This is a genomic window from Marinomonas piezotolerans (assembly GCF_003362755.1).
Classification (GTDB): domain Bacteria; phylum Pseudomonadota; class Gammaproteobacteria; order Pseudomonadales; family Marinomonadaceae; genus Marinomonas; species Marinomonas piezotolerans.
On sequence record NZ_QKRA01000002.1, the window covers coordinates 316849 to 333134 of the forward strand.

Annotated in this window: 15 protein-coding genes and 1 riboswitch; of the genes, 6 read left to right on the forward strand and 9 right to left on the reverse strand. The window is 48.1% G+C overall.

Going from position 1 to position 16286, the window contains the following annotated elements:
* Positions 1-235 precede the first annotated feature (235 nt).
* A complete protein-coding gene (locus tag DN730_RS05455; RefSeq protein ID WP_115467101.1) occupies positions 236-832 on the forward strand; it encodes a hypothetical protein in 597 nt (198 codons plus the stop codon).
* A gap of 58 nt (positions 833-890) precedes the next feature.
* Here the strand turns inward: DN730_RS05455 and DN730_RS05460 are convergent, their stop codons facing one another.
* The 5 genes from DN730_RS05460 to DN730_RS05480 form a co-directional block, all read right to left on the reverse strand.
* The gene (locus DN730_RS05460; protein ID WP_115467102.1) at positions 891-1922 is read right to left on the reverse strand and encodes a CobW family GTP-binding protein; all 1032 of its coding nucleotides are present in this window, start codon (positions 1920-1922) and stop codon (positions 891-893) included.
* 87 nt (positions 1923-2009) lie between these two features.
* Complete coding sequence (gene map / locus DN730_RS05465; RefSeq protein ID WP_115467103.1) at positions 2010-2789, reverse strand: type I methionyl aminopeptidase; 780 nt, start codon at positions 2787-2789, stop codon at positions 2010-2012.
* Positions 2786-3004, reverse strand: a complete 219-nt coding sequence (locus tag DN730_RS05470) for a ParD-like family protein (protein WP_115467104.1) — start codon at positions 3002-3004, stop codon at positions 2786-2788. The genes map and DN730_RS05470 overlap by 4 nt, the downstream gene beginning before the upstream one ends.
* 103 nt (positions 3005-3107) lie before the next feature.
* On the reverse strand, positions 3108-3809 hold the full coding sequence (locus tag DN730_RS05475; protein WP_115467105.1) for a response regulator: 702 nt from the start codon (positions 3807-3809) through the stop codon (positions 3108-3110).
* Complete coding sequence (locus DN730_RS05480) at positions 3806-5455, reverse strand: ATP-binding protein (RefSeq protein ID WP_115467106.1); 1650 nt, start codon at positions 5453-5455, stop codon at positions 3806-3808. Before DN730_RS05480 ends, DN730_RS05475 begins: the two co-directional genes overlap by 4 nt.
* A gap of 203 nt (positions 5456-5658) precedes the next feature.
* Here DN730_RS05480 and DN730_RS05485 point away from each other — a divergent pair, with 203 nt between their 5' ends.
* From DN730_RS05485 to DN730_RS05495, 3 genes are all read left to right on the forward strand, one after another.
* A complete protein-coding gene (locus DN730_RS05485) occupies positions 5659-6642 on the forward strand; it encodes a tripartite tricarboxylate transporter substrate binding protein (protein WP_115467107.1) in 984 nt (327 codons plus the stop codon).
* A 116-nt stretch (positions 6643-6758) separates the two neighbouring features.
* On the forward strand, positions 6759-7232 hold the full coding sequence (locus tag DN730_RS05490) for a tripartite tricarboxylate transporter TctB family protein (RefSeq protein WP_115467108.1): 474 nt from the start codon (positions 6759-6761) through the stop codon (positions 7230-7232).
* Between the two features lie 4 nt (positions 7233-7236).
* A complete protein-coding gene (locus DN730_RS05495; RefSeq protein WP_115467109.1) occupies positions 7237-8778 on the forward strand; it encodes a tripartite tricarboxylate transporter permease in 1542 nt (513 codons plus the stop codon).
* Between the two features lie 101 nt (positions 8779-8879).
* Here the strand turns inward: DN730_RS05495 and DN730_RS05500 are convergent, their stop codons facing one another.
* Both DN730_RS05500 and thiD read right to left on the reverse strand, forming a co-directional pair.
* Positions 8880-9068 carry a hypothetical protein gene (locus DN730_RS05500; RefSeq protein WP_115467110.1) on the reverse strand — a complete coding sequence of 63 codons (189 nt, stop codon included), beginning with the start codon at positions 9066-9068 and terminating at the stop codon, positions 8880-8882.
* Positions 9069-9356: 288 nt separating this feature from the next.
* Positions 9357-10169 (reverse strand): bifunctional hydroxymethylpyrimidine kinase/phosphomethylpyrimidine kinase, encoded by an 813-nt coding sequence (gene thiD, locus DN730_RS05505; protein ID WP_115467486.1) that lies wholly within the window; start codon positions 10167-10169, stop codon positions 9357-9359.
* A gap of 72 nt (positions 10170-10241) precedes the next feature.
* Positions 10242-10340: riboswitch (TPP riboswitch) on the reverse strand.
* A 220-nt stretch (positions 10341-10560) separates the two neighbouring features.
* Between thiD and DN730_RS05510 the strand changes: the two genes are divergently transcribed.
* Together DN730_RS05510 and DN730_RS05515 are read left to right on the forward strand one after the other, a co-directional pair.
* On the forward strand, positions 10561-11532 hold the full coding sequence (locus DN730_RS05510; RefSeq protein ID WP_115467111.1) for an NAD(P)-dependent alcohol dehydrogenase: 972 nt from the start codon (positions 10561-10563) through the stop codon (positions 11530-11532).
* Between the two features lie 45 nt (positions 11533-11577).
* Positions 11578-12216, forward strand: a complete 639-nt coding sequence (locus DN730_RS05515) for a hypothetical protein (RefSeq protein WP_115467112.1) — start codon at positions 11578-11580, stop codon at positions 12214-12216.
* 158 nt (positions 12217-12374) lie between these two features.
* Here the strand turns inward: DN730_RS05515 and DN730_RS05520 are convergent, their stop codons facing one another.
* Positions 12375-13745, reverse strand: coding sequence for an MFS transporter (locus DN730_RS05520; protein ID WP_115467113.1), 1371 nt, complete (start codon positions 13743-13745; stop codon positions 12375-12377).
* A 64-nt stretch (positions 13746-13809) separates the two neighbouring features.
* Complete coding sequence (locus DN730_RS05525) at positions 13810-16074, reverse strand: glycoside hydrolase family 3 C-terminal domain-containing protein (protein ID WP_115467114.1); 2265 nt, start codon at positions 16072-16074, stop codon at positions 13810-13812.
* Positions 16075-16286: the final 212 nt, after the last annotated feature.

The following is a 16286-nucleotide window of genomic DNA, read 5'->3' on the forward strand; positions in this document are numbered from 1 at the left end:
ATACGACATTTATCAAAAGCAAAAATACGACATAAACAGTGAGGATGATACGAGTTCTACGTGGCTCACAGTGCAGTATTACCTTTCATCAGACTGCAGGGCGGTTATTGAAAATCAGAGTAGTGTTCTACTGGTTCCGTCATGGCATTTTGCTTTATTGCCGCTTTTAGATCAGCATAGGATCCCGTGTATCCGCTATGATGACGGGATGACAATAATAAGCTGAGAGGTCGCAATGGATAACTCAATAAAATTAGCGCTGAGTGGTGTGGCGATTGTGTTAGCGTTGGCTGGCTTCATTCCTTATTTCCTATTAATACTAAAAGAGCAGGTTAGACCCCATGTGTTTTCTTGGATGATTTGGGGGATCACTACGACGATCGTGTTTTTTGCTCAATTGGAAGCCGACGGTGGTGTGGGTGCTTGGCCGATTGGGTTGTCGGGCTTTGTGACGATTCTGATTGCTATATTGGCGTATATAAAACGAGGTGATAGTACCAACACACCTTCAGACTGGTGGTGTTTAATTGCGGCGTTGGCGTCATTGCCGCTGTGGTATGTTACGCAAGACCCGCTATGGACGGTCATTATTTTGACGACGATTGATATGCTGGGTTTTGGTCCAACGTTTCGTAAGGCGTATTATCGCCCCTATGAAGAAAGTCGCATGTTTTTTGTCATCATGGTGATCAGGAACGTCTGCTCAGTCCTCGCTCTTGAAGCGTACTCCGTGACAACCGTTTTGTTCCCTTTGTGTTTGGCGATCGGTTGTATCATTTTATTGATTATTCTTCAGTACCGCCGTGCGATTCTGACACGGTCTGCGATCTGATATAAAAAAGGGGCGGATTCGTTGGAATCCGCCCCTTTTTTATGTATTGGTGTATGGGTTACGACGTTAACAAGCAGGCCAGCATGTCTTGTTCAATTTGCTCCCAATCAAGCTCTCGCGAACTAATGATTTCGATGCGGCTATCGCGACGATAGGCGACTTTATCAAAGTCGTGCTCGTCTTTAACACGGTTGAAAAATACCCATGCATGGCCAATTCGAATGACGCCTTTGATGCGTTGAATATCTTCTAGGCCATTAAGAATGGCTTCCAGTGCCCAGAAATCGAAACAATCATCGCGGTGAAAAATCCAGCCGCAGCTGAACAAATCACTGCCGTGGCCTGTTTTGCGAATCGGCGCTCCTCGTTCTGCTAGGGCTGGCTGTGATGTGTTATGCGCGTGATCATGGTGAGAGTGGTCATGATTGTTGTCATGCTCATGTTTGTGTGCATCAGGAAATTGCGCACTCAGCTGTCCATTACGTACCAAATCTAACAGAGCAGGATCAATGTGCCCTTTGACGGTACGCGCAATATGCTGCTTAGGCGGGAACATATTGCCTAGGCTGGATTCTGCCAGCTCAATCAGCTCTGGATCGGCAATGTCACATTTGTTAATCATCACGACGTCAGCCAAGTTGAGTTGGTCGTGAAAAATTTCATTGTTGACGACTCCTTCTAACTCCAGCGAACGAGGGTCCAGTAGACAGACGGTGGCGCGTAGATCGAGCGTGTCTTTAAACGATGGCCCCATTAATGTGTCAATAATGCCTTCAGGATGACCGATCCCAGTGGGTTCGATGATCAGGCGGTCGGGATGCGCTTGCTCAATCAGTGCTTTTAAGGTGGGCGTTAGCGAAGCGCCCATTGCACAGCAGATACAACCTCCGGCTAGCTCTTTTACATGCAAGCCTTCTTGGTCGGGCATCATGTCTTGATCGATACCGACTTGACCAAACTCATTGACCAACACGGCCCAAGATTCACCTTCTGGTTTGCTGGCAAGAAGGGCATTGATGCTCGTGGTTTTCCCGACACCGAGAAATCCGGTGATGATGTTAGTGGGGATGGCTGTGGGTCGCTGGTTCATAATCGCTCTTTGCTGTTGGGGCCATTTGGGGGCGTTATGATCGTTTGTCTGCAGGGCGGGAGTCAATGACAGGACAAAAAATCCTACCTAAACGGTTCGTTCTTCGTCGCGCAAGGTTAATACTTCGTACCCTGTCGTAGTGACCAATATCGTATGTTCCCATTGGGCGGAGAGCTTTCGGTCCGCTGTGACGACGGTCCAGCCGTCTTTCTTGGTTTTGGTCTTGGCTCGACCTTGGTTGATCATCGGTTCGATGGTGAAGGTCATGCCGGGTTTGAGTGTGAGACCGTGACTAGGCTTGCCAACGTGGAGTACTTGTGGGCCTTCGTGCATGTCGCGGCCAATACCGTGGCCACAATATTCTTGCACCACACTGTAGCCTTGGGCTCGTGCGTAAGATTCAATGGCATGGCCGATGTCGCCCAGCGTGGCGCCTGGTTTTACTTGCCTGATGCCTTGCCACATGGCGTCGTATGTCGCTTTGACTAAACGGCGCGCTTCGGGGCCAGCGTTAGGCATAACGTACATTTTGCTGGAATCGGCAATAAAGCCATTTTTTTCCAAGGTGATGTCGAGGTTAATGATGTCACGTGGTCGTATGGCATAGTGTTCTTTGGGCATGCCGTGACATACCACTTCGTTGACGGAGGCATTCAGTACGTATGGGTAGTCGTATTGCCCTAGGCTCGCAGGGCGCGCGTTCAGTTCTTGGCGAATATAGCGATCCACTTCGCCGTTGATTGCCATAGTGGTGACGTCTTCTTTGACGAAATCATCTAAATGTTTAAAGACTTGCGCAAGCAGTTTGCCCGCTTCACGCATCAGCTCGATTTCGTCGGCGGATTTAATGTGTACGGTATCGCTCATGCTACCACCTGCTCGGCAGAGTCATGCGCTTCGGCCGCATCGGCTTTGTCCAGTTCCATTTGGATGATTTCGGAGAAGCTCATGGTCGGGTGGCGCTCTGCTAACCGACCTATTTTGATCCAAAACTCCGCCTGAGCGTTGATGGATCGTGACATAACTTGTGAAGCGCGGCGCACATCGTCATGTACGTCGTCAGAGATTTTGATAATACCCATGATATGAACCATATATAAAATGTATGTGTTTCATATCATAGATTGTTATCGTTACTCTGTAAATACACATTAAAAAAGCCCACCTAAGTGGGCTGTTTTATGGTTAGCGATGCTTGTTTTTCGTTAGATAGCGTCTCTCGGGTCGGCCTACGCTGCCATAGCTGACCTCTGCAACCAAGTCGCCGCGGCTGACGAGGTACTCAAGGTAGCGTCGGGCAGTGGTTCGACTGGCGTTGATGTGTTTGCCCATATCTTCTGCGTTAAGCGATTCATGGGTGTCGTTCACGACTTCAATGACTTTATTCAGCGTCAGTGAATCGATGCCTTTGGGAAGATGCTGGACAACAGGTTTTGGCGTCGCTTGGCCGTTGCGGGGAAGCAGCTCGTCCACGTCCACTTGCGCCAAGGTCTCCATGGCACGTAGCTTAGCGAGATGAGTCGCGTAATTGGAGAGTGCTTCCTTTAATCGCTCAAATACCAGTGGTTTGAGAATGTAATCAAAGATACCGCCGCGTAAGGCGGCTCTGAGCGTGTCGGTTTCGCGCGCCGCTGTGATTAAGATGACATCGGTTGAACTGTCTTCTGAGCGAATATGGCGCAAAAGATCCAAGCCCGTGCCCGTTGGGAAATGCACATCTAGCAACAAAAGCTCCGGCTTTAAGACGTCGACAAGGTCGCGCGCTTCGTCGAGACCGTGTGCGATGCCAACGAGCTCAAATCCTTCGATGCGTTCTAAAAAACGCTTTTGAATTTCTGCGATTTGTAAATCATCTTCCGCGATGACCACTCGTATGTTGGAACTCATGAACTCTCTCCCATCGTTTTTGCCGACTCGTTAGACGGTGCGTGTTTTGGAATGTACACCGTAAAGCGGCTGCCCCCTTGGTCGGCAGGGTCGATCGTGACGTACCCGCCAATCCGAGTAAGGAGGTTATAGACTAAATGTAGTCCAATTCCATGGCCGGATTCTCGTTTTGAAGAAACGCCCTTTTCAAAGATGCGCTCTTGTTCTGTCAGGGGGATTCCCGCCCCCTGGTCTTCGATTTCAAAGATGAGGTCGTTCCCTAAATCCGTCATGGTTAAGCTGATTTCGCCGCCTGCTCCGTGATGTTTTAAGGTTGCTTCAAATGCATTATCCAACAAGTTGCCGATGATGCTGACCAAATGCTCCCGTGGTATGCGTGGCGGAATATCGGTCATATGGCTGTCTGGGTCAATGCTTAAGGTTAGTCCCAGCTCATGAGCACGATTGTATTTGCCTAACAGACAGCCCGCTAAAATGGGGTCTGGCACAGCAGCGACTAATAACTTGATCAATGCTTGGTGATTGGCGGTTTCTTGACCGATAAGGTTCATCGCCTCTTTGGTTGCACCGATCTGGATTAATCCTGCGATGGTGTGCAGCTTATTCGAATATTCGTGTGTTTGGCTGCGTAAACTGTCCGCATATTGCTTGATACGGGTGAGTTTACGACTGACCATATCCAGCTCGTCTTTTGGCCTAAAGCTTGATACCACGCCGATGATCTTACCGTCTTGTTGCACCGGAAGTCGGTTGGTAATTAAGCATAAATCCCCCAGCCAAAACTCTTGGTCAAATTGCGGCTCACCGTCTTCTAAGACTTCGATGAGGTGGCTGTCAGGCAGCACTTCTTGAATCGGCTTACCCAGTAACAACGACTTGTTGGGCAAATTAAGAGTGTTGACCGCGGCTTGGTTAAAGGTGGTAATGAGCCCCTCCGCATTGATCGATATAACGCCCTCACGGATGGATTCTAAGGTCGCGTTGCGCTCCTCGAACAATAAGCCAATCTGCTCTGGTTCCAACCCAAAAATGGCGCGCTTGAAGTGATTGGAAAACCAGATAGCGATGAGGATACTGAATAGAAAAGCACAGAAGATAACGCCCCATAGTGTCGTGCGGTAGCGCGCGATGATGGTATCAACGGTGTCGAGCATAAATCCCACGGACACAATGCCGACCACCGTCTCTTCCTTTTGATCAAAAATAGGGGCTTTGCCTCGAATCGATGCGCCTAAGCTACCAGTGGCTTTGCGGACATATGGGCGGCCTTCTAACAAAGCGGGCTCATTAAAATCGCCTTCATCATCGTGCATGGGTTTGCCGATACGGGTGGGGGTAGGGTGGGCTAAACGAATGCCAAGGCGATCACCAATGACCACGAATCGTGCGTTGGTGGTCTCTGCCAGCTTTAAGCTGACGGGTTGCAAATAGCCGGTGTCACCGCGCTCAACCGCCTCAATGATTTCGGGCATGGCGGCGATGGTTTTGGCGACATTGAGTGCACGCTCAGCAACTTGTTCCTCAAGGGATTCACTAAGATAGTTCAGTGCAAAAACGCCCACGAACCCTGTTTGCAATAATGCAATCAGTCCAAGAATCAGGGTCATGCGGGTTTTGAGTTTTAAACCACGTAAACCTTTTGCCATATCAATGTTGCTCTTTTTTTTTATTCTATGATAACCAAGTTTGCTCTAAAGAGAACCCAGTTCACGCAAACGTCTCCCTGTGAACTTTATGAATAAAATGCACTTTAAGGACCATATAGCCTTTAAGTACACAATATTTTTTCCTGCGTAATTGGTGATTATATTTGACGCTCTCAATACAAATATAAGAATGAGGACACAATATGATCTCCAAGCTTTTAGCTCGTAAAAAATCTACTCTTTTGGCTGCAGCAATCGCTTCCACACTTTGCATGGGTAATGCTTATGCAGAAGTAGATGAAATTCACTTCCTTATCCCTGGCGGCGCCGGCGGCGGTTGGGACGGTACAGCTCGCGGTGTGGGCGAAGCCCTAACTAAGTCTGGTTTGATTGAAAGCGCCTCATACGAAAACCTATCTGGCGGCGGTGGCGGTAAAGCAATCGCAAGCCTAATTGAAAAAGCAGATCAAAGCCACGACACGCTTATGGTGAACTCAACGCCTATCGTGATTCGTTCTTTGACAAAAGTCTTCCCTCAGTCTTTCCGTGATCTAACGCCAGTTGCCGCGGTGATCGGTGATTACGGTGCATTTGTCGTACCGACAGACTCTCAATACCAAACTTTCAACGACGTTGTCGCTGACTTCCAAGACGACCCACGCTCGGTAGCGATTGCGGGCGGTTCTGCACGTGGCAGCATGGACCACTTAGTCGCTGCGATGGCATTTAAAGCAGCGGGTGGTGATGCACGTAAATTGAAATACGTTGCCTACGATGCGGGTGGTAAAGCGATGGCTGGCATTCTGTCTGGCGACGCACAAGTACTGTCCACTGGTTTCAGTGAAGCAATTGCCCTGGCGGATGCGGGTGAAGTTCGTATCCTAGCAATTACCGGTGACACTCGTTCCGCAACCGCTCCAGATGTTCCGACGCTAAAAGAGCTTGGTTACGATGCATCGTTCGTTAACTGGCGCGGATTCTTCGGTGCACCGGGTCTACCAGAGGCTGAAGCCGACGAATACGCTGCAACGCTAGAGAAAATGTACTCTACGGAAGAGTGGGCAACGGTTCGCGATCGTAACGGTTGGACTGAAATCTTCGTTCCACGTAAGGACTTTGTGTCTTTCCTAGAAGCACAAGAAGTTTCTGTGGGTAACCTAATGCGTGAGCTAGGTTTCCTAAGATAAGGATCGCACACTCGTCGCGGTTTTCTCGGAGCTTCAAACTTTATACCCCCGTTTGAAGCTCCTTATTTCCTAAGATACTAGATAGGCGGACATCTGGACCGTCGAAGGTGAACCCAATGATTATTACTAAGGATCATATTGGCGGTTTGGTATTTCTGTGCCTGTCTGCTGCCTATGGTTACTATACGGGCGACATTTCCATGTTACCCGGCGATGAATACGAGCCTTTCAATGCGCAAACGTTGCCAAACATATTGGCTTATTTAGGCGGTATTCTTTCGATTGCCTTGATTTTGACGGCGAGCCGAGATGCGGGTGATCGCCTTTCTTTAAAAGGCTATGACTTCCCGATTGTGGTCAAGCTATTGGTATTGGTTGTCCTGTTCAGTGTTGCGCTGGAGTGGGTCGGGTTTTTGTTATCAACCATTTTATTCTTGATTGGCGGTTATTGGCTGCTGGGTGAGCGTCGTGTGAAAACGTTGCTGATCGCTTCGGTTCCATTCGCCGTGTTTATTTGGTTTGCGCTGTCCCAGTTACTCGATATTTATCTGGCCCCTGGGCGTTTATTTACTACGTTGTTCGGAGGGTAAGACAATGTTAGAGGGTATCTTTACAGGTCTTGGCACTGCGTTAATGCCATTTAATATTTTGATGGTTGTGGTGGGCTGCTTTGCTGGCACATTCATCGGAATGCTGCCAGGACTCGGTCCGATTTCGGCGGTCGCATTAATGATTCCTATCACGTATGGCTTAGATCCTGCGTCCGGCATTATCTTGATGGCGGGTGTGTATTACGGCGCGGTATTCGGTGGTTCGACATCATCTATTTTGATCAACGCCCCCGGCTGTGCCAGTACCGTCGTGACGTCATTTGATGGGTACCCCTTGGCGCAACAAGGCCAAGCGGGTAAAGCGTTAGCCTTGGCGGCTTACTGTTCTTTCACTGGCGGTACCATAGGCGCGATCATTCTGCTGTTTGCTGCTCCCGCCCTTGCAAAAGTGTCATTGAGCTTCCAGTCAGGCGATTACTTTGCCTTGATGGTGCTGGGTTTGACTGCCGTGGCGGCGTTCTCTGGTAAAGGCCAAGTGATCAAGGCCATGATCATGACGGTCTTCGGTTTGATGATTTCGACGGTCGGTATCGACACCATGACGGGGGCTCCTCGTTTTACGTTCGGTACGATTGACCTGCTAGATGGTGTGAGCTTCTTGTTGTTGGCAATGGCGACCTTCGCGTTGACCGAAGTTGTGATGTCAATCATGAAACGTCAGCATCTTGAAGAAGAGCCTGAAATCGATATGGCTGCGTTAGGCAGCATGAAACTCAGCAAAGAGGAAGTGAAAGAAGTGGCCCCTACGGTCGCGCGCTCGTCTGTGTTTGGTTTCATTATCGGTGTGTTACCGGGTGCCGGTGCAACCATTGCGTCTTTCTTAGCGTATGGCATGGAGCGTAACTTTGCCTCTGCAAAAGAAAAACTGAAGTTTGGTAAAGGGGCGTTACGTGGTTTAGCTGCGCCAGAAACAGCCAACAATGCCGCGTCTACTGGGTCATTCGTTCCCTTGTTAACGTTGGGTATTCCGGGTTCTGGTACCACCGCCATTATGTTGGGGGCGTTAATCGCTGCGGGGGTTCAGCCTGGCCCGCGTTTGTTCGTCGATAACCCTGATGTGTTTTGGTCAGTGATCATCTCTATGTACTTTGGTAACTTGGTGCTGTTGATCCTGAACTTGCCATTGATCCCGTACATCTCACGATTGTTAGCGATCCCGCGTCCAATCTTGATTCCGCTGATCTTGTTTTTCTCGGTCACGGGCGTGTATTTGGTCAGTTTCAATACCTTCGATATTCAGATGATGGTGTTCATTACTGTGATTGCACTGTTTCTGAAATTGCTGGAATTCCCAATGGCACCGATGCTGTTGGGGTACATCCTTGGCGGTATTATGGAGCAAAATTTAAGCCGATCTTTGGTCATGTCTGATGGCAGCTTAGACTTCATCTGGGAACGCCCGCTGACGTTAACCATCATCGTCATTGCGTTCATCCTATTGTTTATGCCTTTAATCAGTAAATTATTTGAGTCGAGAAGCCAAAAAGGCATCGAGGCGAGCGTGAATAAAGGGGAAGGGGGCTAGTGTTTCTAGCACCTCATAAAAAAGCCAGCGTATGCTGGCTTTTTTTTTGACTAAAGATCTCGGCTAAGAGCTTGCTGCGTCGTGTAACCCATGCAGTTTTATCAGCTTGGTTCGGTGACCGCAGCAGGTTCTAATACGGAATGTTCGATGTAGCTTAAACCATAAAAGTTAGCAGCACCGATCAGATACGCTTTCAACGGCTCGCCCAGCAAACTGTCTGGAGCGTTAACCTCAATCTTAACGATTTTACTTTCTTTGTTTTTACAAACAAGTTGATAATGTTTGAGCATCGACTGCAAAACACTCTAGTTGTCTCAGCTGACGTTTGCCAACTTAAGAGTAATTTATATTCAGTTTAGCATTACCGCACGTGGTGGCAAGCCCCTTTCGGCAGTGCTTTAAGTACCAAGTTCAACACTGATACATACTACGTGACACTGATGTAAGTGGATCATCATACCACGATTGTGCATAAACTGCGTATGATGTTGGTCACCCCTTAGATGTGCAACATTTCCTCCGCGCGATAACGCTCGTAAAAAGACCTTGCGGAATACGCTATAGCGATGTTTTATCGCTTACAGCGTTGTTTGATAGAAGTGGTGTACCGGGCCATGGCCATGACCTATTTGTAATTCATCAGCGTGGGCAATGGCGTTGGCGATATAGTTCTTCGAACGTTTTACAGCGGTTTGCAGCGTTGCACCTTGGGCAAGGTAAGAGGCGATGGCCGACGATAACGTACAGCCGGTGCCATGAGTATTCTCTGTCGTAATCCGAGGTGTAGAAAAGGGCGTGATTTGTTCGTTGGCGAGTAGCCAATCGGTGCTGTGCTCGCTAGTCGTCAGATGCCCACCCTTTAACAAGATCGCAGCAGTGGGCAGACTCTGTAACGCGGGCATCATGGCCTGCACGTGTGCTTCCGTTTGTGGAACGGCTTGGCCGAGTAGCGCCGCCGCTTCAGGCAGATTGGGGGTAATGAGACTTACCAAAGGTAATAGCTCGTCTTTAAGGGTTTGGATGGCGTCTTGTTTCAGTAGTAAGTCGCCACTTGAGGCCACCATCACTGGGTCCAATACGATGTTCTTTGGTCCGTACTGACGTAATTTTTCTGCCACAGCACGAATAATATCCGCGTCGGCTAACATGCCAATCTTGACGGCTCGTACATCGAAATCACTAAATACCGCATCAAGCTGAGCATTTATATGCGCGATTGGAATCGGATGTACATCGCTAACGCCAAGCGTATTCTGAGCCGTAGTTGCGGTAATCACGGTGCAGGCATAACTGCCTGTCGCAGACATGGCTTTGATATCGGCTTGAATGCCTGCACCGCCGCCGCTGTCCGAGCCAGCAATACTGAGTGCAATAGGAGTAGGTGTTTGCATGAATGTTCCTTTAAGACGTAAAGGAACGGCTGCATCATCGATCTGTGGCTCCCAAGGGCTGAAGGGGATAAGTTGCGATGCGCGATAGTTCCCTACGTCAGTGTTAACTGAATCAGGTTCAACGGGTCTCGCTTGCGCGATCTCAGCATGTCTGCCCCCCGACTATAGAAAGTTGATGTTAACAGCTCTTGAGTAGCGGCACTAGATACCTCTTTGTTGGCTGCGACACTTGCACCCATTTCAAATTAGCATACTCTTTAATCACCGTGATCACGTGGTTGGAGCTGATTCGTTTGTCATTCGAGCGGTTAGGTTGTTTGACGATGTGCGCTTAATTGGTTGGGGTTACATACGAAGGGTTAGACTGTCTTAAATTCATAGAGGGATCAGTATGAAGGCAATGGTTTATCATCAATACGGTTCGCCCGATGTGTTGAAAATGGAACAGGTCGAAATGCCCGCACCAGACGATGATGAGGTCTTGGTGAAGATATATGCCGTATCCATTAACGCATGGGATTGGGATTACCTCACAGGAAAACCCCTAGAATATCGCTTGCTAAGCGGTCTGCTTAAGCCCAAAAGCTCGAAACTTCATGGCTGTGATATCGCAGGTAAGGTTGAAAAGGTTGGCAAAAATGTCACGCGTTTCCAAGTTGGCGATGACGTATTAGGTGATTTATCAGAAGGCGGCTGGGGAGCGTTTGCAGAGTATCGCTGTATTCATGAAAACGAACTGACTCCCAAGCCCGCGTCGATGACATTTGCTGACGCCGCGTGTCTCCCTCATGGGGGGAATCTTGCGGTGCAGGGACTAATTGATATTGGCAACATTAAGTCAGGGCAAAAAATCTTGATTATCGGCGGCGCAGGCAGCACGGGCACACTAGCGATCCAAATCGCGAAATTATTCGATACAGAGGTGACGGCAGTCGATCATACGGAGAAACTAGACTTTATGCGTGCACTCGGCGCAGACCATGTCTTGGATTACACCCAAGAAGATTTTACTCAAACTGGACGCCAGTACGATCTGATTTTTGACATGAAAACCAACCGCTCTATGTTCGAGTATCGGCGAGCGCTGCGACCCAATGGCGTGTATGTCACGGTTGGTGGGCAAACATCTCGACTACTTCAAATTGGACTGTTTGGCAGGCTAATGAGACAGTGCTCAATGCGCATCCTCGGCTATAAAGCGAATAAAGACACACGCTACCTCATTGAGCTGGTTGAGGCCGGTAAGCTCAAGCCCGTGGTCGATAAATGCTTTTCTTTAGCCGAAACAGCGGACGCATTTCGATATTTTGGAACAGGGCGCTATAAAGGCAAAATCGTCGTTAAGGTAGACCAACCTAACTAGACAGATTGAGTTAAAAACACAGCGTTAAGGAATGGGATCCCGACGATGAATTTAGAACTAGACCACGTATTTATTTTGACCGATCAACCTAAAGCGGCGGGAGATCTGCTGGTGTCTCTGGGGTTAGAAGAAGGTTTCAGTCGAGATCACAAAGGTCAGGGGACGTCGAACCGTCGCTTCGTATTTGCCAATGGTATGCTGGAGTTACTGTATTTACGCGATGTGGATGAATCGAACAATGGCCCCGCGAAGGGGTTGAGATTGCCAGAGCGAGTGCAAACGCCCAGCGCGTCGCCGTTCGGCGTTGTTTTGACTCGGACGAACGATTTTAGCGCAGGAATGCCGTTTTCTGGATGGTCTTACCAGCCTGATTATTTTGAGCCCCCGAATGCGTTTCACGTCGGAGAGAATTCGTCTTTACTGGGCGAGCCTTTGTGCATTTATGTGCCATTTATTGGACCTGTGACGAGACGCGAAGAAATTGGGACGTTTAAGTCGATAAGCAACGCGCGAATCTCTGTTCCTTTGGCGGGTCTATCTGACACGTTGAGCGCGTTACAGTCAGCAGATCGATTAGAGGTGGTGCTTGGGAACGACCATTTGCTTGAGCTAACGCTGGATAATGGGCGCAAAGGCTCGTTTAAAGACTTACGCCCCGTATTGCCTTTAATTCTCCATTGGTAAGTGACCGATGTGAGTGCGATGAGCAGGACGAAATCTCATTAGGTAGACTTAAGCATTGGCACACGTATTCCGTCGTAGCAGTTTAGTGAGTGCCAACAACCAACGGCGCATTCTAAATCTGCCTTTCGGTTGTTGGCGTAATAGCATCATTTAGCCCATTAATGGCTATCCGTTGCGCTATTATGTCGTCTTTTGAGTGCTAAGATAATGGCTGGTAACTGCTTATCTAGTGGGTACAGCATCATTAAGAGAAATAACACCGCACACAAACTACATGGGATAGTAACGAAGATACTAATGATGGCTTGCAGAGCCTCTGGCGTTTGCTCCGGCTGCCCTCCCGCATAGTTTCCCCAGCTGAGTACCCAACCGACAATGGCTGATCCTAAACCAATGCCAACTTTTGAGCCAAAGCTGCCAGCTGAATAAGTAAGACCTTCTGTTCGGATACCTGTCTTCCACTCGCCATAGTCAATGGTGTCTGCCAGCATCGCAAAGACACTACCAAAAATAGGTGCCAAGCCGATGCCTTTAACAGCGGTTGCGATCAGTGCTGTCGTGCTATCGTATGGATTGGTCAATAAGTATAGATAACTGCCGATCATAATGAGAGCGCCAGCTTTTACACAGGTTGTTTTGCCATAACGCTTTACTAACGCAGGCATAAAAAACAGTGCTGCCAGCTGTGGCGCTACGGATCCGAGGATCAGCATTCCAATAAGTGATGGGTCCTTCAAAATGTACTGTGCATAGTAAACGGGGGTGTTAAAACACAACGCGACAACCGTAAAAAAACACACAAAGAACACCAACACTAGCAGCCAATATCGGTTGGAAAACAATGCCTTGAGGCCTTGTTTTAAGGGTGCTTGGTGTGCTTTGGAATCACTGGCAATACGTTCCTTAGTGGTGAGGAAGGTAATCAAAAAGAGAATGGATGCGAGGAATCCCATGATTGCAAAAGCCATTTGCCAGCCATCTTTACCACCACCAAAAAATTGTACCAAGGGCATCACGATTTGGCTGACTGCGATCACACCAACGTTGGCCATAAATGTTCTGAAAATATTGAGCAGAGTACGTTGATGCGGATCTTTAGAAGACAACGCGTTCAAAACACCATAGGGGATATTGATGGCCGTGTAGACAAGGTTAAGAAGGTTGTAGGTCACCAGTATGAATACTACTTGCAGTGTTAACGTGTTGTCAGGCACGCTAAATGTTAAAAGGGTTGCCACGCCAAAAGGAAGACACATCCAAAGTAACCATGGACGAGCTTTGCCAAATCGTGTCTGGGTCTTGTCAACCAATACGCCCATACCGACGTCCGTCACACCATCGAACAGCCGTGAAACCAACATAATGGTCCCTACCACTGCAGCGGGGATACCGATAATGTCGGTATAGTAAAACGTTAAAAAAATGCTCATTGCAGTGAACACAAGATTGCTGGCTAGGTCACCTAGGCCATACCCGAACTTTTCTTGAAAGGGTAATTTCTCTTCTATTGAGTTTGTATGAGTTGCCATACGGTGTTCCTCTTAAGTATTTATTAGTCTTCTTGTTCGTCAGATTGATTTAGATTGCATTACGTTAAATCGCGTTGAGTTTTGCGATGATTTCGTTGAGTGCTTCATCGGTTGGTGCATCTGCACTGTAATTGGCTAAGCACCGTACTGGGAGCTGCATCGACATCTTCACCATCCATTCACTGCCCTCTGAGAAAATGTGATAAACACAGGCATCTTTGGGAATGGTCTGAATCCAATTAGTCATGAGCGCTTGTCGCTCCGCGTGCGCAAAGACTTCACCAATGGTGCTATTTCGATGGACTTTTTTCTGCAGGCTGTCTGTACTGTCAACGGTGATGGTCGTTGTGGCATGAATACGATTGGACGCGCTGCCAATCATGATTTGATAGCGTCCGCCTGCGATGCGCCACGTTTTGTGCTCCACACAATAATGAGAAAATGCACGCTCATTGAGCTGTAAATGAACGGTTACCGAATCGCCCGCTGCAATGTTTACTTTGTCGAATGCTTGTAGTGACTTACCTGCTGGTGCTGATGTTTGACCTTCAGGTAATACATATAGCTGTATGACTTCTTTACCAGCGCGATCACCGATATTCTGGATGGGAATAGAAATCGCTAAGGTATCACCCGCACAGAAATGATCTTGATTGGTGCTGATGTCTCCGTACTGGAATTTGGTGTAACTTAGGCCGTGACCAAAGGGAAAAAGTGGAGCGATTTTTTTCGCATCATAGTAGCGATAGCCCACATGAATACTTTCGGCGTAACGAATGGAATTTGAGTCGGTGACGAAGCTTAAATGGCTTGGCGTATGTTCGAGGCGCTCTGGAAACGTTTCGGCTAATTTGCCGCTTGGATTAGCATGACCAAGTAGTAGATCATAAACCGCTTTTGCTAGGGCCTGACCACCTAAATAGCACTCTAAAATGGCATTTGGGATATCAATCCAAGGCATTTCGATTGGAGCACCATTAAACAACACGACAACAATGTTGTTTTGAACGTTCGCTATATCTTGTAACAGCTGAACTTGATTAGGGGGAAGGTGCAAGTGAGTACGGTCTGCTCCTTCTACTTCGTAGCTCTCCGGAAGGCCAAGAAATATGACGGCAACATCCGCCTCCTGCGCGATTGCCTTAGCTTCTCTTGTAAGAGTCTCATTACAATCATCTGATTCGAGAGAATAGCCTTTACTGTACAGAAAACCAACATCACTCTTTGCGTTTAGAAATAGGTCTGTTATCCGATCAAGCTGCCACGGATTAACGTGGGAGCTGCCACCTCCTTGAATTCGTGGCTGTTCTGCAAGTGCGCCAATCAAGGCGACGGACTGCCCTGTTTTTAGTGGCAATTGCTGTTGCTCATTTTTTAGTAGAACGCTGGACTCTAGCGCTGCGCGGTAGGCAAGTTGATGGTGGGCAACCATATCGACATCTTGTGGGTTCTTCTTCCTGTCTGCTTCTAGAGCAAGTTTGACGACACGATAAGCGGTTTTATCAAGGTGGGTCTCGCTAAGATCACCACGTTTAATGTCAGTTATGAGCTTGTTATTCGTTCTGCCGTCATTCCCCGGCATCTCAATATCCAAACCAGCTTTTAAGGCAGCACTACGTTCATTTACGGCCCCCCAATCCGAGACCACCACTCCTTCAAAACCCCACTCATGACGAAGTGTATGAGTTAGCAACCAAGGGCTTTCGGAAGCAAAGTCGCCATTGATCTTGTTGTAGGCAGACATCACCCCCCAAGGTTTTGCCTTCTTAATAGCGGTTTCAAAGCTGGCGAGATAAATTTCATGTAAGGCTCGCTCATCGACATTTACATCTAAAGTCATACGGCGGCTTTCTTGGTTATTCACCGCGAAATGCTTTAAAACCGCTCCGACACCTTCAAGTTGAACTCCTTCGATATACGCCGCAGCAAGGTTTGATGATAGATAGGGATCTTCTGATAGGTATTCGAAATTGCGGCCACATAACGGAGTGCGCTTAATATTGACCCCTGGACCAAGGAGCAGCTGAATATCTTCTTTTTGACATTCTTTCCCCAGTGCTTGGCCTATTTTTTTGAGCAGAGCTCGATCCCAACTACTTCCTAAAGTAACAGCGGTTGGAAAACAGGTAGCTGGAATGCTTCTATTCAAACCTAAGTGATCGGCCGCTTCAGCTTGCTTTCTTAAACCGTGTGGACCATCAGCCATGCGAATAGAGGGAATATTGAGTCGCTTGATCGCTGGGGTGCACCAGAAATCTTGACCTGAACAAAGGCTGGTTTTTTCCTCAAGGGTCATTTTTGAAACCAGAGTGTTAATTGCATCTGTCATTTTGAGAGCTCTTGTTCAATTCGAAGCTCTAGATTATGTCGGTTTCAAGATGGCTGCTTCTCCTACCGTCTCATAAACATTGCATATGGTCTCAATTTTAAGAGGACGCGAGGGGTTATTGCAGGAAGGAAGTAATTGTTTGTTATCTCGGTGATATTCCATATAGGTCTTGGTGATCACCTTGGAGCTTTGATAAGTTGTCTTTGGTATCA